General features: G+C 39.4%; 17 protein-coding genes. 6 read left to right on the forward strand and 11 right to left on the reverse strand.

All coding sequences use genetic code 11. The annotated features are described in order from the left end of the window. Positions 1-8: 8 nt before the first annotated feature. From V7124_RS11555 to V7124_RS11595, 9 genes are all read right to left on the reverse strand, one after another. A complete protein-coding gene (locus V7124_RS11555; protein ID WP_335412335.1) occupies positions 9-1,556 on the reverse strand; it encodes a 2-isopropylmalate synthase in 1,548 nt (515 codons plus the stop codon). Beyond that, the gene (gene ilvC / locus V7124_RS11560) at positions 1,543-2,574 is read right to left on the reverse strand and encodes a ketol-acid reductoisomerase (RefSeq protein WP_335412332.1); all 1,032 of its coding nucleotides are present in this window, start codon (positions 2,572-2,574) and stop codon (positions 1,543-1,545) included. The genes V7124_RS11555 and ilvC overlap by 14 nt, the downstream gene beginning before the upstream one ends. A gap of 23 nt (positions 2,575-2,597) precedes the next feature. Continuing rightward, on the reverse strand, positions 2,598-3,119 hold the full coding sequence (ilvN, locus tag V7124_RS11565) for an acetolactate synthase small subunit (protein WP_335412328.1): 522 nt from the start codon (positions 3,117-3,119) through the stop codon (positions 2,598-2,600). Then, positions 3,116-4,843: an acetolactate synthase large subunit gene (gene ilvB, locus V7124_RS11570; RefSeq protein WP_335412323.1), complete on the reverse strand. Its 1,728-nt coding sequence runs from the start codon at positions 4,841-4,843 to the stop codon at positions 3,116-3,118. The genes ilvN and ilvB overlap by 4 nt, the downstream gene beginning before the upstream one ends. A gap of 478 nt (positions 4,844-5,321) precedes the next feature. Then, positions 5,322-6,992, reverse strand: coding sequence for a dihydroxy-acid dehydratase (ilvD, locus tag V7124_RS11575; RefSeq protein ID WP_335489113.1), 1,671 nt, complete (start codon positions 6,990-6,992; stop codon positions 5,322-5,324). A 10-nt stretch (positions 6,993-7,002) separates the two neighbouring features. Next, positions 7,003-7,911, reverse strand: coding sequence for a branched-chain-amino-acid transaminase (ilvE, locus tag V7124_RS11580; protein WP_335489116.1), 909 nt, complete (start codon positions 7,909-7,911; stop codon positions 7,003-7,005). A 566-nt stretch (positions 7,912-8,477) separates the two neighbouring features. After that, entirely contained in the window at positions 8,478-9,764 is a 1,287-nt protein-coding gene (locus V7124_RS11585) for an ammonium transporter (RefSeq protein ID WP_335489119.1), read from the reverse strand. A 151-nt stretch (positions 9,765-9,915) separates the two neighbouring features. Beyond that, on the reverse strand, positions 9,916-10,251 hold the full coding sequence (locus V7124_RS11590; protein WP_335412312.1) for a MerR family transcriptional regulator: 336 nt from the start codon (positions 10,249-10,251) through the stop codon (positions 9,916-9,918). 131 nt (positions 10,252-10,382) lie between these two features. Next, entirely contained in the window at positions 10,383-10,673 is a 291-nt protein-coding gene (locus V7124_RS11595) for a hypothetical protein (RefSeq protein WP_335412309.1), read from the reverse strand. A gap of 296 nt (positions 10,674-10,969) precedes the next feature. On the opposite strand from V7124_RS11595, the gene V7124_RS11600 reads away from it, so the two are divergent. From V7124_RS11600 to V7124_RS11610, 3 genes are all read left to right on the forward strand, one after another. Further along, positions 10,970-11,785 (forward strand): basic amino acid ABC transporter substrate-binding protein, encoded by an 816-nt coding sequence (locus V7124_RS11600; RefSeq protein WP_335489122.1) that lies wholly within the window; start codon positions 10,970-10,972, stop codon positions 11,783-11,785. Positions 11,786-11,892: 107 nt separating this feature from the next. Further along, the gene (locus tag V7124_RS11605) at positions 11,893-12,549 is read left to right on the forward strand and encodes an amino acid ABC transporter permease (RefSeq protein ID WP_335412304.1); all 657 of its coding nucleotides are present in this window, start codon (positions 11,893-11,895) and stop codon (positions 12,547-12,549) included. After that, positions 12,546-13,268 (forward strand): amino acid ABC transporter ATP-binding protein, encoded by a 723-nt coding sequence (locus V7124_RS11610; RefSeq protein WP_335412301.1) that lies wholly within the window; start codon positions 12,546-12,548, stop codon positions 13,266-13,268. The genes V7124_RS11605 and V7124_RS11610 overlap by 4 nt, the downstream gene beginning before the upstream one ends. Before the next feature lie 39 nt (positions 13,269-13,307). On the opposite strand, the gene V7124_RS11615 is transcribed toward V7124_RS11610, so the two are convergent. After that, on the reverse strand, positions 13,308-13,817 hold the full coding sequence (locus V7124_RS11615; protein WP_335412298.1) for a hypothetical protein: 510 nt from the start codon (positions 13,815-13,817) through the stop codon (positions 13,308-13,310). Positions 13,818-14,058: 241 nt separating this feature from the next. Here V7124_RS11615 and V7124_RS11620 point away from each other — a divergent pair, with 241 nt between their 5' ends. Continuing rightward, positions 14,059-16,815 (forward strand): dynamin family protein, encoded by a 2,757-nt coding sequence (locus tag V7124_RS11620; RefSeq protein WP_335489126.1) that lies wholly within the window; start codon positions 14,059-14,061, stop codon positions 16,813-16,815. A gap of 44 nt (positions 16,816-16,859) precedes the next feature. Here the strand turns inward: V7124_RS11620 and V7124_RS11625 are convergent, their stop codons facing one another. Beyond that, entirely contained in the window at positions 16,860-17,267 is a 408-nt protein-coding gene (locus V7124_RS11625) for a DUF1761 domain-containing protein (protein ID WP_335489129.1), read from the reverse strand. 397 nt (positions 17,268-17,664) lie between these two features. Here V7124_RS11625 and V7124_RS11630 point away from each other — a divergent pair, with 397 nt between their 5' ends. Both V7124_RS11630 and V7124_RS11635 read left to right on the forward strand, forming a co-directional pair. Continuing rightward, positions 17,665-18,810 (forward strand): acyl-CoA dehydrogenase family protein, encoded by a 1,146-nt coding sequence (locus V7124_RS11630; RefSeq protein WP_335489132.1) that lies wholly within the window; start codon positions 17,665-17,667, stop codon positions 18,808-18,810. Between the two features lie 16 nt (positions 18,811-18,826). Further along, positions 18,827-20,389 carry a fatty acid--CoA ligase gene (locus V7124_RS11635; protein WP_335489135.1) on the forward strand — a complete coding sequence of 521 codons (1,563 nt, stop codon included), beginning with the start codon at positions 18,827-18,829 and terminating at the stop codon, positions 20,387-20,389. Positions 20,390-20,479: the final 90 nt, after the last annotated feature.

The raw sequence follows: 20,479 nt of genomic DNA on the forward strand, positions 1-20,479 counted from the left end.
AAAGTCTCTTAAACTTGAGCTGCCTCTACTTGAACAACAGCTTTTTTGTTAAAAAATACTCGGTTGACAGTATTCAAGAACGCTTTAGCGGAAGCCTCTAATACATCTTGTGCTGATCCACGGCCACTTACCTGTACACCATCCACCGTCATTTTTACATGGACCTCAGCTAAAGCATCTCGACCTTGACCAACTGAATTTAATTTAAAATCAGTAAGGTGAATTTCTTCCTTAATTAGAGCTTCTAATGTGTTCATTAATGCCTCAACGCTGCCGGAGCCAGTTCGGGCTGTTTCGACTCGAACACCTTCAGGCGTGTTGAGCGCAACAGTCGCAGTAGGGAGGTTTGATGAACCATAATGAACTTGGAAAGCAAGAAGTTCATATTTTTTCACGTCAACAACGTCCGTTTGGATATCCGTTAAAATGGTGAATAGATCCTCATCGGTAACTTCTTTTTTACGATCGGTAAGCTGTTTAAAAGCAGTAAAGGCTTCTTGTAGTTTTTCAGTAGATAACATAAAGCCCATATTTTCGATCTTATCCTTAAAGGCGTGACGTCCTGAATGCTTACCAATGACTAAATCATTTGATTGAATACCGACCATTTCAGGAGTAATAATTTCATAGGTTAATGTATTTTTCAAGACACCATCCTGATGAATTCCTGATTCATGGGCAAAGGCATTTTTTCCTACGACCGCTTTATTTCCAGGAACCATCATTCCTGTAAAGCGGCTGACTAAATCACTCGTACGCTTGATTTCTTTTAAAACAAGATTCGTAGTGAAAGGGTACTTATCTTTTCTAATATTTAGAGCGACAGCTACCTCCTCTAGTGAGGCATTTCCTGCACGCTCACCAATACCATTAATGGTACCCTCAACCTGGGTGACTCCGTTTTCGATTGCTGCTAGTGAATTGGCTACGGCCATCCCTAAATCATCATGACAATGGCAGGATAATGAAACCTTGTGGATATTGGGAACATTTTCTCTAATATAACGGAACATGTAACCATATTCTGCTGGAGTTGCATACCCTACAGTGTCAGGAAGGTTAATAACAGTTGCACCAGCATCGATGACCTTCGTAATGATTCGGACAAGAAAATCTAGGTCCGAACGAGAGGCGTCTTCAGCTGACCATTCAATCTGTGGAAATCTTTGTTTTGCATATGCCACCATATCAACTGAGGTTTGAATAACTTCCTCTGGTGTTTTAAACAATTTATATTTCATATGAATAGGGGAGGTTGCAAGGAATACATGCAACCTTGGTTCTGCTGCATCTTTTAAAGCGTCCCACGCAATGTCAATATCCGATTTGGTTGCTCTTGCCAGACCAGTAACAGAACTATTTTTAATCGCCCTGGCAATTGCTCTTACTGCCTCGAAATCCCCTTTGGAGGAAGCCGGGAACCCGGCCTCCATAATGTCAACGCCAAACCGTTCAAGCTGTCTGGCAATTTCCAATTTTTCCAACTGGTTTAAATTAACACCAGGAGATTGTTCTCCATCGCGTAGTGTCGTATCAAAGATGTTAACGTGAACCATTTACCACCACTTCTTTCTTTTGATCTACTGGTTTTTTAATAAATGGCATTAAAGCACGAAGCTCACGGCCAACTACTTCAATTTGGTGTTGATTTTCGCTGCGGTTGATTGCGTTAAATTGCGGACGGTTTGCTTGATTTTCTAGGATCCATCCTTTTGCAAATGAACCTGTTTGAATATCCTTTAAAATGTCTTTCATGCGGGCTTTTGTATCTTCGTTGACAACACGTGGTCCGGAAACAAAATCTCCCCATTGCGCTGTATCAGAGATAGAGTAGCGCATGTTTTCAAGTCCTCCTTCATATAGAAGGTCAACAATTAATTTCAATTCATGTAAACACTCGAAGTAAGCTACTTCAGGCTGATATCCAGCTTCTACTAAAGTTTCGAAACCAGCTTTGATAAGGGCAGTAGTACCGCCGCAAAGAACGGCCTGTTCTCCGAACAAATCTGTTTCTGTTTCTTCTTGGAAAGAAGTCTCTAATACGCCTGCACGAGCAGAACCAATTCCTTTTGCATAAGCTAATGCTAAGTCACGCGCTTGACCTGTATAGTCTTGGTATACTGCGTAAAGTGCTGGAACACCCGCTCCTTCAGTATACGTACGACGTACTAAGTGTCCTGGACCTTTAGGAGCAACTAAGAATACGTCAACATCAGCAGGAGGAACAATTTGTGTAAAGTGAACGTTGAAACCATGGGCAAATACTAATGAGTTACCAGCTTCAAGGTTTGGTTTGATGCTTTCTTCGTAAACTTTAGGCTGCATTTCATCAGGAAGTAATACCATGATAACTTCAGCTTGTGCAGTTGCTTCTGCAACAGATGTAACCTCAACACCATCTTCAACTGCTTTATCCCAAGATTTACCGCCTCTTAAACCAACAACAACGTCAAAACCGCTTTCCTTTAGGTTTAATGCATGTGCATGACCTTGTGATCCATACCCGATTACTGCGATCTTTTTTCCTTGTAATACTGCCTCTTGAATATCTCCGTTATATAATACTTTTGCCATTATAATCATCCCTTCGAAAATGTTTATTTTATTTGAGAGTAGGTAGTTAACTCGTTAACTTGTGGTTGATGTCCGCGTAAGAATGCGGTTAATCCTGTTCTAGCAATCTCTTTTATTCCATATGGTCGAAGCAGATCAATCAACGCATCAATTTTATCTGGACGACCTGTAATCTGAATGGTTAAGCTATCTTTGCTTACATCAATAATCAGGGCACGGAATGGATCGATAATACCGCTAATTTCACTGCGAAGCTGTGAACTGCCCGCCACTTTAATTAAAGCAAGTTCACGCGCGACAATCGCTTTATCCGTAATATCCGAAACCTTTAAAACATCAATTTGCTTGTTTAGTTGTTTCGTAACTTGTTCTAATCGCTGTTCATCCTCAACTTCAACCACTAGGGTCATTTTTGAAATTCCTTCAGTTTCAGTTGGACCAACTGAAATACTTGAAATATTAAATTGTCGTCTTTGCAATAGACCTGTTACTCGGTTTAAGACACCACTTCGGTCCTGAACGGTTAAGGATATAATCCTTTTCATGATGGTTTCACCCCAATCATTTCGTGTATCCCTTTGCCAGGAGCTATCATTGGGAAAACTTTCTCCTGCTGGAGCACTCGACAATCCATTAACACAGGACCATCATAAGCAAATACTTCAGGAAGCTTGGTGATTAATTCCTCTTGGCTTTCAATCTTTAACCCTCTAATATGATAGCTTTCAGCAAGCTTCACAAAATCTGGCTGCGTATGCAGGATGGACTCCGAAATACGGTTGCCGTGTAATAATTCCTGCCATTGTCGAACCATACCTAGGGCACCGTTATTGACGATAATAATTTTGACAGGTAGGTTTTGTTCATAGATTACGGATAATTCCTGAAGTGTCATTTGAAAACCAGCATCACCGACAATGGCTATAACCGTACTTCCAGGAGAAGCCATTTGCGCTCCGATAGCAGCTGGGAAACCGAAGCCCATTGTGCCAAGTCCACCGGAAGTAACCCAGCGATGCGGTTTTTCGAAATTGTAATACTGTGCTGCCCACATTTGATGCTGCCCAACGTCCGTTGTAACAACGGCATCTCCATTTGTTACTTTATGAATGGCTTCAATCAGCCATTGTGGAGACATTCCATTTGGATCGTGTTTATACCATAATGGAAATTCATCCTTATACTTATTTAGTGTTTCTAACCAAACTTCAGTTTCAGGTGATTCTACGCTTTGATTCATTAATTCAACCAATGCTTCTTTTGAATCTGAAACAATTGGTATTTGAGTAGGTACATTTTTTCCAATTTCAGCAGGGTCAATATCAATATGGGCAACCTTAGCTGTTGGTGCAAAGTGCTTTAAATTCCCTGTGAGACGATCATCAAAACGGGCACCGATATTAATAAGTAAATCTGCGTTATATATAGCCATGTTGGCTGTATACGTTCCATGCATACCGCCCATCCCAAGAGAGAGAGGATTGTTTGCTGGAAAAGTCCCTAACCCAAGTAGAGTGGTTACAACTGGAATCTTGTGTTTCTCAGCAAATTCCGTTAATTCTGTAGAAGCTTTTCCGTGTAAAATTCCAGCACCGGCAAGAATAACTGGCTTTTTTGATTTTGCAATTGCGTCAGCTAGTTTCTTAATCTGAAGCGGATTTGGTTTTGTTGTCGGCTGGTATCCTGGAAGATTGATCGTGCCTTCTTCAGGGGTAGCGAATAATTCTCCAGCAGAGATATCTTTTGGAATATCGATTAACACCGGACCTGGTCGGCCCGTAGAAGCTATATGAAAGGCTTCTTTTACAATCCTAGGTAAATCGGAAATGTCTTGTACTTGGTAATTATGTTTCGTGATAGGTGTTGTAATGGCCATAACATCTGCTTCCTGAAATGCATCTGTTCCGATGACACCTCGTGCAACCTGACCAGTGAAGATCACTAATGGTAAAGAATCCATCATTGCATCTGTAATTCCAGTAACCAAGTTGGTAGCTCCAGGACCTGAAGTTGCTATCACGACACCGGGTCTACCAGTGATACGGGCATAACCTTCAGCCGCATGAATACTTCCTTGCTCGTGACGGAAAAGGACGTGCTTAATGGTGTCTCTGGCACGATAAATCGCGTCATATATTGGTAGAACCGCACCACCCGGATACCCAAACAGCGTATCCACTCCTTCATTAATTAACAAATCAATGAGCAGGTCTGCACCTGTTTTTGGCGCCGTACTGGTTTGGTAGTTCGGCTTTGCTTCTACTTTCACCTTGTAATCCCTCCTAGTGGATATTCGTAATAAACCAACATATTGCCTAATAATAGTAAAAAAGACCTATTCCTCTCCGAATAAACTGCAGTCAAAAAATAAAAGCAGAATATATCGGGGAGAAATGGCCTTCCATTTCTCGGTACCACCCGTTTTTACAGTATCCTCACGAATACTGTCTCTTGAAGCGACTAAATATACCTAACCGCTTCTTTTGGTAACAGGTGTCTAAAGTGAACACCTGATTGAGCCTAATAAGTATGACTGTTCAGCTCAATACTCAGGGATGATGTCGGAATAAGATGTATTACTGGGCTTCCAGCAACCCCAGCTCTCTGAAAATACATTTCCTTATTCCTTTATTCCCGTCATCGATTTTTACTATTAAGTTTTCAAATTCACTGTAATGTCTTTAACCTCGGCTATTAAAAGGGAGCCTAAACCCTGAGTAGGTTAAAGCGACAGCAGTAGAAATTAATTAAATTTTCATAATTCCACCAGTATTGGCGGAGGTAACTAACTTTGCATATTTAGCTAAGTAACCTGTTTTGATTTTTGGTTCAGGCTTTTGCCAAAGTCGGCGTCTTTCAGCAAGAACCTCGTCATCGACAATTAGTTCAATCGACCTTGCGTCTAAATCAATTAAGATTTTGTCGCCATTTTCAACAAGAGCAATAGGTCCGCCTTCAGCTGCTTCAGGTGAGATATGACCTATTGAAATACCTCGACTTGCGCCTGAGAAACGTCCATCTGTAATGAGTGCAACTTCTTTTCCTAATCCACGACCCATAATAGCAGAAGTAGGAGCAAGCATTTCTGGCATTCCTGGACCGCCTTTTGGACCTTCGTAGCGAATAACCACTACGTGTCCTGCCCTAACAGTACCATTATTAATATTTTCTTGTGCTTCTTCTTGAGATTCAAAAACAATTGCTTCTCCCAGGAAAGTTTTAATTGATGGATCAACTGCACCAACTTTAATAACACTGCCATCTGGAGCAATATTTCCATATAGGATGGATAGTCCACCAACAGGGCTATATGGATTATCTTTGGTTCGGATGACATTTTCATTTGTTATTGTTGCATCCTTCACATTTTCTTGCAGCGTTTTTCCAGTAATCGTTAAGCAATCATGATGAAGTGCACCTTCAACTTTATAAAGCTCGTTGATAATGGCACTAACTCCTCCAGCATAATGAATATCTTGCATGGAATAATCAGATGCAGGCATAATTTTTGCTAAATATGGTACTTTTTCAGCAATCTTATTAATCTCCCGCAAATCATATTCAATTCCAGCTTCATGGGCAATTGCCAGGGTATGAAGCACTGTATTCGTTGATCCGCCCATAGCCATATCGAGTGCAAAAGCATTATCAATGGCTTCTCGTGTAATAATATCTCGTGGACGAATATCATTTTTTATTAATTCAACCAAATGTCTAGCTGCTTGGCGGATGAGCTCATGTCTTTCTTCTGAAGTTGCAACAATCGTTCCGTTTCCTGGAACGGTCATTCCTAGAACTTCCATCAGACAATTCATCGAATTTGCGGTGAACATTCCTGAGCATGATCCACAAGTAGGACAGGCATTTGTTTCAATGTCGAGTAATTCCTGTTGGGTCATCGTACCACTATGGTAAGCACCTACACCTTCAAATACAGAGGTCAGAGAAAGATTTTTTCCAGTGGTTGGTGAAACACCTGCTTCCATCGGCCCGCCAGATACAAAAACGGAAGGGACATTGGTACGGGCAGCTGCCATTAACATTCCTGGTGTGATTTTGTCACAATTCGGAATGTAGAAAACACCATCGAACCAATGAGCATTAATGACTGTTTCTGCACTGTCAGCAATAATTTCTCGGCTTGGAAGGGAATAGCGCATTCCAATGTGACCCATGGCAATTCCGTCATCAACGCCAATTGTGTTAAACTCAAACGGGATTCCGCCAGCTTCTCGGATTGCTTCTTTTACGATCTCACCGAAACGATTAAGGTGTTTATGTCCAGGAATAATTTCAATAAATGAGTTACAGACACCGATAAATGGTTTATCAAGGTCTTTCACTGTTACCCCAGTTGCGTATAAAAGACTGCGGTGGGGAGCACGATCAATCCCCTTTTTAATCATATCGCTTCGCATTATTTATCTCCTAACTGACAATGGCATGGTTTGTAGATTCAGGATAACAAGCCACTCCGTCTGTTGTTACGATTTTTCTAAATTCCTCTAAAAGGTCGTTAGTTACGACTCCAGGTGTTCCGCTGCTAATGATTCGACCATCGACATTAATAACAGCAATGACTTCTACAGCTGTTCCAGTTAAGAAAACTTCATCAGCCACATAAACATCATGACGAGTGAAAGGTGATTCTCTAACCTCGTAGCCTTTTGCTCTTGCCACATCAATGATAGCGTTTCGAGTGATACCTTCTAACGCTCCTAAGTAAACGGGAGGAGTAAAGATAACTCCATTTTTTACGATAAAGATATTATCGGCTGAACCTTCCGTTACATAGCCTTGATCATTGAGCATCAAAGCTTCTTCTACACCAGCTTGTGTTGCTTCTAATTTAACTAGAATATTATTTAAGTAATTTAGTGATTTAATTTGTGGACTTAGAACATCTGGACGATTTCTTCTGCTTGGTACAGATGCAATTTTGATTCCTCGATCGTAATATTCCTGAGGAAACATTTTCAATTCCTCAGCGATAATAATAACGCTAGGTGTTGAGCAGGTGGAAGGGTCCAGTCCGAGATTTCCTTTACCCCGTGACACAACAACACGAATATAGGCGCTGTCTAGTTCATTTTTTCTGATGGTATCGACAATCAATTGTGTCATTTCTTCCTTTGTATAAGGAATCTTCAGCATAATGGATTGTGCTGACTCGAACAGTCTTTTTAGGTGGGCATCGAGTCGAAAGACGTTTCCGCTATAAACACGAATGCCTTCAAATACTCCATCTCCATATAAAAAACCATGGTCAAAAACTGAAACGACAGCATCCTCTTTCCTGACGAATTCTCCGCCAAGGAATATCCATTGACTTCCCAACCTAACCACTCCTTTTAGTCATAAAACACTCTGATAGTTATAAACAATTGTGGAAAAATATCCATGCCGTATATCCTATGTAAGGGATGACCAGAGGCATGTTTATTTGTAAGAATATTTAATGCAAATTATATTTTCAGTAATCTTACACCCAATCTAAATCTTGGTCAACACAAAAATCTGACAATTCAAATAAATCGGAAATGTTGTTAGCGTTTTCATTCCTTTTAAATTAAGGTTGTGAGGAAATAAAAATAGTAAAAAAATTTTTTTTAATGTCAAAAAAGAAGGGCGAATTGGAAGTGTTTCAAACGTGGTTTCTACTATGGTGTACTAATTAACAGCTTGGTTCAATTTAAGGATCATAAAAAATGAAATGATAATTAGTTTTCTACTATACTTGTTTTTTCGCTGTTGCTGTTATCTTATTTTTGCTAGATATTCGTATATTTCGCGTAGATCTTTATATCCCCTTGCTTGAGCAATCCCGAGATAATGTTCATTCATTAATTTCACTCTTTTAAAATATAATTCCATCCCCTGTCAACTTGAAAGGGGATGGCGGATTAGAATCTAGCGTTTAGCTTTGGCTCTGATATAATTACAGTTTTTTCAGTTTTTATTATTTCAGGGTACCCATAACTACCGTGTTCGCTCATGTCAAGTCCGATAATTTCTTCTTCTTCCGTAACACGCAAGCCATTCATCACTGCCTTCATAATGGTTAATAGGATAAAGGATACAATAAAAGCAAATGCTCCACTGCTTACAACACCTAATGCTTGAACTCCAAGCTGGTGCAGTCCGCCGCCATAGAATAATCCAGGCTGACCAACTGTTGCCAATTCTGGTGTTGCGAAAAATCCTGTTGTTAATGTTCCCCATACACCTGCTGTACCGTGGACAGACAAGGCAGCGATGGGATCATCAATTTTTCTGCTTTCGAAGAAACGAATACTATAAAATACAAGGAGTCCTGAGATGAAACCAATTAGGACTGCAGCCCATGTATCAACAAAGGCACAGGAAGCTGTGATCGCCACTAAACCAGCTAAGGCGCCATTTAACATCATTGGAACATCTGCTTTTCCTAGAACAATCCATGAAATAATCATTGCCGCGATAACGCCGGCACCAGCAGCTAAGTTGGTATTAAGTGCTACAAAACCGAAGAATGCGCCGTCAACTGAAACAGTACTGCCTGCATTAAATCCAAACCAGCCCACCCATAAAATTAAAACGCTAAGTGCTGTAAATACTTGGTTGTGACCAGCTAAATTGTTTGCTGAACCATCCTTATTATATTTTCCAATCCGCGGCTTAAGAATAATGGTAGCCGCCAATGCTGCCATCGCACCTGTTAAATGTACAACGGTTGAACCGGCAAAGTCTTGTTTACCGTGTTCTGCTAACCAGCCGCCGCCCCAAATCCAGTGGGCAATTGGAGGATATACAAAACATGCGAATAATACCGCGAATACGAGGTATGCTCCTAATTTTGCTCTTTCTGCAAAGCCGCCAAATGCAATCGTTAATGAAATTCCAGCAAAGGCTAATTGAAATAAGAAGAAGACGGAACCGGAGAGTGCTAAACCTTCTACGTCATATCCAGAGTAGAAAAAGTTTGAAAGACCGATAAGTGGGTTTCCTTCTCCAAAGATTAAACCATAGCCGACTGCCCAAAATACGATAGAAGAGATACCAAACGTAAGGATCGTTTTCCCTGCGATATGTCCGGCATTTTTCATTCGAGTTGATCCCGTTTCAAGAAGGATAAATCCTCCAATCATTAGAATGACAAGTACTGCGCCAACCATTACCCATAAACTGTTGATTAAGAATAAAGTATCCATCGTTTCTCCCCCTTTAGTTCGTGTTAATTTTCTTAACATTTGTTGTATTTGTATTTTTACATGGATTTTGTGAGGATTCTACAATTGCGTAAGGTTTCCTAACACGGTTTTTGATGCAAAGCTTTTTTGACAAAAAAAACCATCCTCATGATTAAGAGGATGGACCTTTTCGTATGCCAAATTGTGCATTCAATTGTCCTTGTATCATCTTTTTTCTCACATCATCTTGACTTTGCTTCTTCTGAGCTCGAAGCATTTCCTTTCTAATTTCATGTGTTTGTACGCCATCTTCAATTTTATTCGCGATTTCCACTAATAACTCAACATCGGCAAAAGAATACTTCCGGCTACCTCCAGGGGATCGTTCGGGGAAAATTAGCTTCCGTTCTTCGTAATAGCGTATTTGCCTCTCCGAAAGTCCAGTAAGGTCCCTAACAATCCCAATTGTTATCACTTTTTTATTTTTATAGGAAAAGTCACTAGTCATTTTTGCGATCACTCCTCCTTTTGTATATTTTATAAAAATTTCAAACTATTACAATACTTTATGTTAGATTATCTAACAATGATTGTGCCTTATAAAAAAGAACCGAGCACTGGCTCGGTTCTTTGACTTTTTTAATATTCACCATCAAATGGTGTGAATGGGAAGTTAAATCTTCTTTCGACTTGACGAAGGCGTTGATTAACGCGTTGAAGTCGGCGTTGAAGCTGATCGATTTCTCTTTCTTGACGCTGATTCTCCCTTTCAAGTTGAGTGACTCTGCGCTCAAGCTGTTGTGGTTGTCTATCTGGATCATACAAGTCAAACTGGTCTTGTTGTGAATAAAGGTCTTGCTGGGCATAAGGATCATACGTGTTGTAATCATACTGTGCTGGCGGTGCTTGATAATAGCCATAAGGATACATTGGGCAACTCTCCCTTTTTAATTTAGTACCCTATAGATTATGTAGGTATGTGCTGAGAGTGTGGGTGAAGGCCTAAATAACGACTTGTTCAGTTAAAAAAGAGACCAAAAAATAATTCATATTCAAATAAGTAACTATTTTCATATTGTTTTTTTCTCTCTTAAATAGAGTAAAAAAGAAAGTTTCATCATTAAAATATTGAATAAATAGACAAATAAAGTTATAATCATTTATATTCTAAAAATTACAAATTTTTAAAAGATTAACTTTCCTACAAAAATATTAGGGGGATAAAAATGAAGAAGATTAAACTTTTAACAACGCTCATGGTCATGGCATTCATGTTAATTCTCACAGCCTGTGGTTCTAGTGAAACGAGCAGTAATGGCTCAAATTCTAATAAGGAGAAAAAACTTCGCGTTGTAACGGACGCTGCATATGCACCATTTGAGTATCAGGATAAAGGAGAAATTGTTGGCTTTGATATCGATTTAGTAAAAGCAGTAGCGAAAGAAGCAGGATACGAAGTGGATGTTGCTCATACTGGATGGGATCCAATTTTCGTAGAATTAGAGAAGAAAATTGCTGATATCGGAATTTCATCGATTACGATTAATGACGAACGTAAGAAAACCTATGATTTCTCTGTGCCATATTTTTTATCTACAAATAAAATCATGGTTCCAGAAGGAAGCGATATAAAAAGTGCTGAAGATTTAAAAGACAAAAAAGTGGCTGTTCAAAATGCAACTACTGGACAGGAAGCGGTCGAAGGTCTTCTTGGTAAAAACAGCAGCCAAATTAGAAAGTTCGAAAACAACAACTTAGCTATCCTTGAGCTTAAGGCTGGTGGAGCAGACGCTGTTGTCGCTGATAATACAGTAATCGAAGAATATGCAAAAAATAATCCGAATGATAAATTTGTCATCATTGAAGATAAAGGTGCATTTGACCAGGAATTCTATGGAATGATGTTTTCAAAAGGAAGCAAGATAAGAGCTGATTTTGATAAGGCACTAAATGAGATATTGGATAATGGCACATATGCTGAAATCTATAAAAAGTGGTTTAAGGTTGATCCAAATATCCAAATCTTAAAAGATCAACAATAAATAGAAAAATTGCGTAACTCATAAAACAAGCAGTTACGCAATTTTTGATTTTTCACCTAGTCTTACATATTTTAACAGAGGCTCAACGTAAATATAGGGGGATTTTTATGGATATACATTGGGATATTTTAGCGGAATACGCGCCCTTTTTTCTAAAAGGGACACTGCTGACAATTGGACTATCTTTGGCTGGTATATTAATAGGAACAGTACTTGGATTATTTATCGGATTAGGAAAAATGCTGAAAAATAAATTCTTATCCTTGCCGTTTGGCATTTATATCACTATTTTCCGTGGTACGCCGATGCTTGTGCAAATTATGTTAATTCATTTTGCGGTAGTTCCACTGTTTACTGGGGGAACGAATGCGATTGCGGCAACCATTTTAACGCTGTCATTAAACTCTGCAGCCTACATAGCTGAAATTTTTCGTGCAGGTATTCAATCGATTGATAAGGGGCAAATGGAGGCTTCCCGTTCTCTCGGAATGTCTCATGTCCAAGCGATGCGTTATGTTATCCTTCCACAAGCGTTTAAACGGATGATTCCACCATTAGGCAATGAATTTATTGTGTTAATTAAAGAATCTTCACTCGCTTCAATCGTTGCAGCCCCTGAACTGATGTATTGGGGACGAGCTATGCAAGGTCAATATTTCCGTGTATGGGAGCCATACATTACGGCTGCGCTTATTTACTTAGTACTAACGGTCTCACTAAGCTTTTTATTAAGTCGTCTTGAACGGAGGTTGGCAACAGAATGATCGTAGTGGAAAAATTAAAAAAATCGTTTGGAACCAATGTTGTCCTAAAAGATATTAATGTAACGGTTAAACCGCAAGAGGTGGTTGTGGTAATTGGTCCATCTGGTTCTGGTAAATCTACCTTCCTCCGATGTATTAATCTATTAGAAACTATTACTGGTGGACATGTGTATATAGAAGGAATTGATATTACCGACAAAAAGACAGATATCAATAAAATTCGGACCGAAGTGGGGATGGTTTTTCAGCAATTTAACCTATTTCCCCATAAAAAAGTTATCGAAAATATCATGCTAGCGCCCATGAAGGTGAGAAATACTCCTGCACAAGAAGCAAGGAAAAAAGGGCTGGCATTGCTTAGGAAAGTAGGGTTAGAGGAGAAAGCAGAGGCGTTTCCTGATTCCTTGTCAGGTGGTCAAAAACAGCGTGTTGCGATTGCAAGAGCGCTGGCAATGGAACCAAAAATCATGCTGTTTGATGAACCCACTTCGGCACTCGACCCTGAAATGGTCGGAGAGGTTTTAGAGGTTATGAAACAGCTCGCTAAAGAAGGCATGACGATGGTGGTGGTAACCCATGAAATGGGCTTTGCCAAGGAAGTAGGGGACCGAGTGATCTTCATGGATGACGGCCTCATTGTAGAAGAAAATACTCCAAGTGAATTATTTGATCATCCAAAAGAAGATCGAACAAAAGCATTTTTGAGTAAAATTTTATAAAAATAATAGGGAGCCCGCAGCCTCCCTATTATTTGGCTTTTATTTTTCAAAATCAAATACATCAACAATTTTATCTGCTTTAAGCCGGTTTTGACAGAGTCGAAATAATTGGTTCAAGAACCCTTCCACTTCTAAAGGTGTTTGAGGAATTTTGATTTGTACCGTGGTTGAACCAAACATTTGCTTAAAATAGGCTTTTCTTTGATTATTTTTCCCGTCGCGTTTTAACGGTGTGTACTTCCAAATGATATGAGGAATTCCGTCGATTTCCTCGATTACTCTCAGTTCCGCTGCCGTGCTTGATTTATTGTGCAGGTAAACAACTAAATAATAGTTGTCATTCCGGTGCCAATCAATGAATAGGAAGTAATAGCTAGTATCGCTGTCAACCCTAGTAACTTCATAGCCTGCTAAAGTTTGCTTCCCGTTTGTCCATTGATGAAACCGAGGCAACGTGCCATTAACGGTTTCTAGTTTCTTACTATCATACATAGTAGATTCTAACATTCCTAGTAAATCAGCCAAATATACAGCTTGGTCCTTTTCCAAAGTGAACTCTCCTTTAGGTAGCATAAATTCATTATACTTTTAATTTGAAAAAAATGTAGAAGGGCTAAATGAAGCCTTTGTATTCAAATTGACATACAATTGAAATGAGAATAAAAAAACCGTTTGGTAGAATCGATATAATAAGGACTAAAAATGAGTACATTGTCCGAATTGTATAGAGGAATAAATCTGCCTCTTTTCCATATGAATGCATAGAGATGGCGATAGGAGGGTAACAGACATGACGTTAGAAAGTCAGTTAATACAAAAAACATATTATCAAATGTATATAAATGAACATGAAAATCTACAGCCCATACGTGTGTTAGGGGATGCGTACCAGGAAGAGCTTCAGAAAGATTTGCCGAAATTAACTTCTATCCGCTTTGCCCAGGGGGAAATTTATTTTCATAATCGAGATTTTGAAGCCGCCATATTCAAATGGGAAAGCATTGCAGGAGAGCTTGAACTTTGGGCGCGGAAAAATATTGCCGATGCCTACTATGAATCAGGGCTTCTTTCTAATGCAGAGGACCTGTATCTTTCCATCGATACAAACAATCTTACATTAAAGACAGAAGTGGCACTTCAGCTGTTTTCTCTTTTTATAGAAAGAGGAAAGCTTGAGGCAGCAGTAGAGATTATTAAAAAAACAATTGACTCGAACCCGGATTATCCAAATGTGACAATGATTGCACGTGCTTATTTTGAGGAACAGCTGGATTGGGAAAATGCCATTGAACTGGCAGTAAATGAAGCGAAACGAACGGGCTCACTTGAATGGTTTGATACAGTGAACGCATATGTCCAAAAAGGAATAACTAGGGACCTAAATCCCAACTATTTCTTACAAGCTTTATTTGAATTGTATAGTATCGACCAGAATATGTTCGAAGAGCTTACAATTTCACTTTGGAACACTTATGAAGGTGAGGATTCTTATTTTACCTGGCTAAAAGAGGTTAATCATCTGCTGCTCAATCTGGAAATTAGCAGAAACAATCATTTGCGATTACTTTCAGGCCTCCATTATGAAACCTATTTTGCTATGATTAATGGAAACTATTCTATAAAAACCCTAGAGGATCTTGTACCAGATCTACTGACGAATTGGCTTCATTTAACTGCTCCAAAGCATACAGTCCTTGTATCAGCTGCGGTATTATCATGGAATGAGCTTTTTCCTACAAGCATTAGTATGTCAGTGGTCAGTGAAGCTGAAAATCTTATTAGCGAAACAGAATGCCACATCAATGAATTAGAAGAGTGTGTAAATCTCTTCAACGGAATTATGGGTTGGGCTAAAATCCACGATATGGGTGAGAATAACCGTTTAAATTGGGTGGTAGAGCAATTGACTGATTTTGACACCCATCACCTGTTCATTACCGGTTTTAGCGGCAGCGGGAAGTCTGCTTTTGTTAATACCATTCTTGGAGAAGAGATTCAGGATAGTCCTACCTCTTCACTCGTAGTGTTTAAGGACAACGAGGATTTAAATATAATTGAAATCACAGATGAAGAAACGACTTCACTCAACGATTTTACCCATTTTCAAGAGCGAATGGACCGACGCCGCAATGCACTTGAATCAATCATTGAATTTCAACAGCCTTTTCCATTTTTATATGAGCAGAAACTGGCCCTTATTGAAACACCAGGTTTAAATGGAAGCCATCAAGAGCGTTATGAAGTACTCCAGTATCTGCAAATAGCAGATACATTATTATTTGTTTTAGATGCAAATGCACCGTTTGGGGATAAAGAAAAAACAACACTTACACAAATTCATGAGCTTGCTCCCGATATTCCCGTCCATTTTCTCTTGAATAAGATGGATACGATTGTGAATGAGCAGGAGGCAATAAGAATCTTCGAAGAAACAAGCTCAAGGATTCATTCTTATTTGCCAGAGGCACAAGTATTTGCCTTTTCCTCCCACTATGAAAGGGGACAACAATTAGTCGATTTAAAAGGTTTTATTCAATCCATAAACGATGCAAGAAACATAGCAGATAAACGATTGGCGAAGCTTTTATTTTTCATAAGAACAACCATTTCCAGACTGTTGCAAAAGAGGATTGAAGTTGAAAATCAACTCATTGAATCTGTTTGTTGGAATGAAGAAGTAGTCATGAAGTTGAATGGGGCCGTTAATCAATTAAAGGATGCCGAGTCGCAAAAAGCTATGGCGATTACAAGGTCTTACCGTGTCATTAAGGAATCCCTACAAAATGAAATTTCTGACTCTGTACCAAAAATACTTCAAGAATGTTCTGAGTTAATCAAGGAAGACAGCAATTTTAGTACAATTCATGTAGAGCTTAATGATGTGATGAATAGTAGAGTGCAAGATTACTTGGAGCAAGAAGTCATGCCAAAGTATTTTTCTGCACTCCAGGAATGGATTAGCAGTGGAAATGATGAATTTGAGCAAGGCCGGGAATTTTTAACTGAAATGGCTGAAGGCTTAAATAGCTTGTACGGGGAACAGCGTATTAAGATCGAATGCGACTTCAAAGTGCTTGATGATTGGCGCCGTGATACAGATAGACTGACAAGTAGGTTTCATTTAGAGAAGGTGAATATTCTACTTCGAAATACCCCGTCACAATTCTTATTAAAAAGTGCAGGAAAACTATTTGGAGCCTTATCTCAAAATAAAGCGATGCTTTATAACAAATACAAAGCATTTGTAAAAAATGATAATTATTCTGAACCAACCGAAGAAATTATCGAACGCTTTTTCCAACAGTTTGAGCTTTTTGAAAAATCATTGGAACGAGACATTACCATGTTTTTTAGACAGCCATTGAAAATACTTAATGAAGCCATTGAAGAATCATTATCCCAAATAACGACCAAACAAGATTTATTGAAAAAAATGAATACCAATCCAGAAATGTTCCGTGATCCATTGACATTATTTGAAGTCAGACTTCGTCAATTTGAATGGACCACAGTAGCTGGCAAGGGTGTACAAACGACGATTTATTAATAGAAAAGAGGTTGCCTCATATTTTTGAGGCAACCTCTTTCTAGTTAAACAAAAGCAGCAATAATGATTCCCATCACTGTTAAGGCTACGATATGGTACCCTGCGCTGATGAAGAACAACGTATAGTTACGGCTTTCAAAGAATGTAGGTGATAGCTCTCTAAAAGCGGCAATTAGGCCAATTATAAACCCAAATAATGCTCCATCTAAGATCGTAACCGTATCTAAAAGATTTATAAGTAAGGAAAGAACAACGGCTGTTAAAAAGCCTCCGAGTGTGGTTAATCCATAACCCACGTATGCGCCTTTCGGATCAATATCCTCCATTTTTTTCCCTAATGCTTTCACCCATATGTTAGAAAACAGTAAAGGTGAATACCAGAGTGCTCCAATCACCATGTTTGCAACAACTGCCAAAATTATGGAGAAAATACTTATATTCGTAAAATCCATTCTATTACCCCTTTTGAAAAAATTCTTATTTTCATGATAACGGAAAACGCTGAAAATGATAAACATTATTTATAAATATGGAGAATTTTGCAAAAATATCTATAAGAATCCGGGTCTTAAGTAGAATTTAGTAGAATGGAATTTGATAGAATTAACAATTAAATATTCAAAAAATTCTTTATCTTTGGTACAATATATGTTGGAGTGAAAGTTCCCAGTTACCGTTATTATGAAAGCGCTTTATCGTTTATCTTGCTTGGTGGCGCCTATATCATCCATCATGATTTTCATCACCAAGAAATGCTTCTGGGAAAATAGTAAAATACCGACTTTCGAAAAAAATGAACCAAGTTAATGCTTTAGAAAGTATGAGGCAACTAAGTAGGAGGTATTGATAATGAAACATCCATATTTAACAGAAGATCATGAAATTTTCCGAAAGTCATTAAGAAAGTTTTTAGAAAAAGAAGCTGTACCTTTCTATGCTCAATGGGAAGAGGAGAGAATGATTCCCCGTTCCGTATGGAGAAAGATGGGGGAGCAGGGCTTCCTTTGTCCCGATATAGATGAGAAATATGGCGGCAGCGGTGTTGATTGGGGTTTTTCTGTTGTCATTAATGAAGAGTTAGAAAGAGTTGGTTCCGGTTTAGTGGGAGTGGGACTGCATAATGATATCGTAGTCCCCTATATCAATTCATTTGGTTCAGAGGAACAAAAGCAGCGCTGGCTGCCTCGTTGTGTGTCTGGTGAGTTCATTACGGCCATTGCGATGACCGAACCAGGTACAGGGTCTGACCTAGCCAATATCAAAACTACCGCCAGGCTTGATGGAGACCATTATATACTGAATGGTCAAAAAACCTTTATTACAAATGGAATTCAATCCGATCTCATTTTGGTAGCTTGTAAAACTGACCCCAATGCTGTACCAAAACATAAAGGTGTCAGCTTGCTGTTAGTCGAGCGCGATACTCCTGGATTTTCACGGGGAAGAAAGCTGAACAAAGTTGGTCTGCATAGTCAGGATACCGCAGAGTTAATTTTTGAAGATTGCAGAGTTCCAAAGGAGAATTTACTTGGAGAAGAAGGCAAAGGCTTTCTTTACATGATGGATAAACTCCAGCAGGAACGGCTGCTTGTTGCGATTGCTGCGCAAACAGCAGCTGAGGTTATGCTTCGGGTGACGATTGACTATGTGAAAAGCCGTGAAGCATTTGGTAAATCAATCAGCCAGTTCCAAAATACACAATTTAAGATTGCCGAAATGGCGACGGAAGTTGAAATGGGAAGGGCATTTTTAGACCAATTAATCGCTGAACATATGGATGGTCAAAATGTAGTAACCAAGGTTTCGATGGCGAAATGGAAGCTGACAGATACGGCAAAGAAAATCGCGGGAGAATGCCTACAACTACATGGCGGCTATGGATATATGGAAGAATACGAGATTGCCAGGAGATTTCGAGATATTCAGGTTTCAAGTATTTATGCTGGTACGAATGAAATCATGAAAACGATTATTGCAAAAAATCTAGGATTATAATTGGGGGGCGATTCATGTGACAACGACTATTGGACAAATTTTTGATTTAACAGTGAAAAGGTTTCCGAATAAGGAAGCTATTTATGATGTTAGGAAAAATGTCCGCTATACCTATAAAGAGTGGAGTGAACAGGTTAACCGCCTTGCGAATGCATTGTTGAAGCAAGGTGTAAAAAAAGGCGATCGTGTTTCAACTTATATGTTTAATACGGAGGAACTTGGGACTGCCTTTTTTGCTTGCGCAAGGCTTGGTGCCGTTTTTAATCCGATTAATTTCCGCTTAACGCCTGAAGAAGTGGCATATATTTTAGCTGATGCAACTCCTAAGGTGGTTCTTTTTGAAAAAGCATTAGAGCCTGTTATTTCTGCTATTCAAAATCGCTTTGATACGACATCCTTTTGGTTTATTGATGATGAAACACCAGCCTATGCTGATAGCTATCAAGAAAAACTAGCAGCAGCTTCTAGTGAAGATATTGTGGCTGAGGTAAATGAAAATGACATTTACGCGTTTATTTATACCAGCGGGACAACCGGCCGACCAAAAGGAGTTATGCATAGCCACCGGAATATGGTAGATCAAAGTGTTTTCTGTATTGCCGCGCAAAAACTCGAAGCGGAGGATGTCGGCCTTGTGACCGCGCCAATGTTCCATTGTGCAGAGCTTCATTGTGCCTTTTTGCCAAGGATTCATGTTGGTGCTAGAAACGTCATTTTGCATCAATTTAATCCAAAGGTCATTCTCCAATTAATTGGGCAGGAGAAGATTACAAAGTTCTTTGCAGCTCCAACGATGTGGAACATGCTTCTTCAAGAAGATTTAAGTCAATATAACACTGAAAGCCTAAATTTAGGATTGTATGGTGCTGCACCAATGGCGCCTTCACTCGTCCATGCCCTCCATGACCGTTTCGGAATTAGGCTGGTTCAAGCCTATGGCATGACGGAAATGGGTCCAGCAATTACCTTCCTATCGGAAAAAGACCAGCTTAGAAAAGCAGGATCTGCCGGGCAAGCAGCTTTGAATCATGATATTCGTGTGGTGCGTACCCGAGAAGATGGACCATCAGATCCCGATGATATCGTTCCAGTTGGTGAAACAGGAGAAATTATTGTCAAAGGTCCCTGCATGATGATAGGTTACTTTAATCGCGAGGAAGCGTCAGAAAAGTCATTGTATAAAGGCTGGTATCATTCAGGAGATATTGGGTATTTAGATGAAGAAGGCTTTCTTTATGTAAATGACCGAGTCGACGATATGATCATCAGCGGCGGAGAGAATATTTATCCACGTGAAGTCGAGGATCTTTTACATGCACATGATGGTGTCCTGGATGTTGCAGTCGTTGGTCAGCCAGATGACCGTTGGGGTGAAACCGTTACAGCATTTGTCGTGAAAAAGAATCCTCTGGTGACTGAACAGGAGTTAGATGAATACTGTAAAAACAGTGATAGTCTTGCAAATTACAAGCGTCCACGTAAATACGTATTCTGTGAAGCTTTGCCGCGTAACGCAAGTGGGAAAATTCAAAAATTCGTCCTACGGAAACAGTTAGAAGAGTTGTTTACGCAGGGATAAATATCTTGTTAGGCTGCCGTGGGAGACTCGGCAGCCTTTAGTTGCGGATGGTGTGAATTAGTTGCGGATGGCGTGAATTAGTTGCGGATG

The sequence above is a fragment of the Neobacillus niacini genome, assembly GCF_036961885.1.
In the GTDB taxonomy this organism is placed as follows: domain Bacteria; phylum Bacillota; class Bacilli; order Bacillales; family Cytobacillaceae; genus Neobacillus; species Neobacillus niacini_H.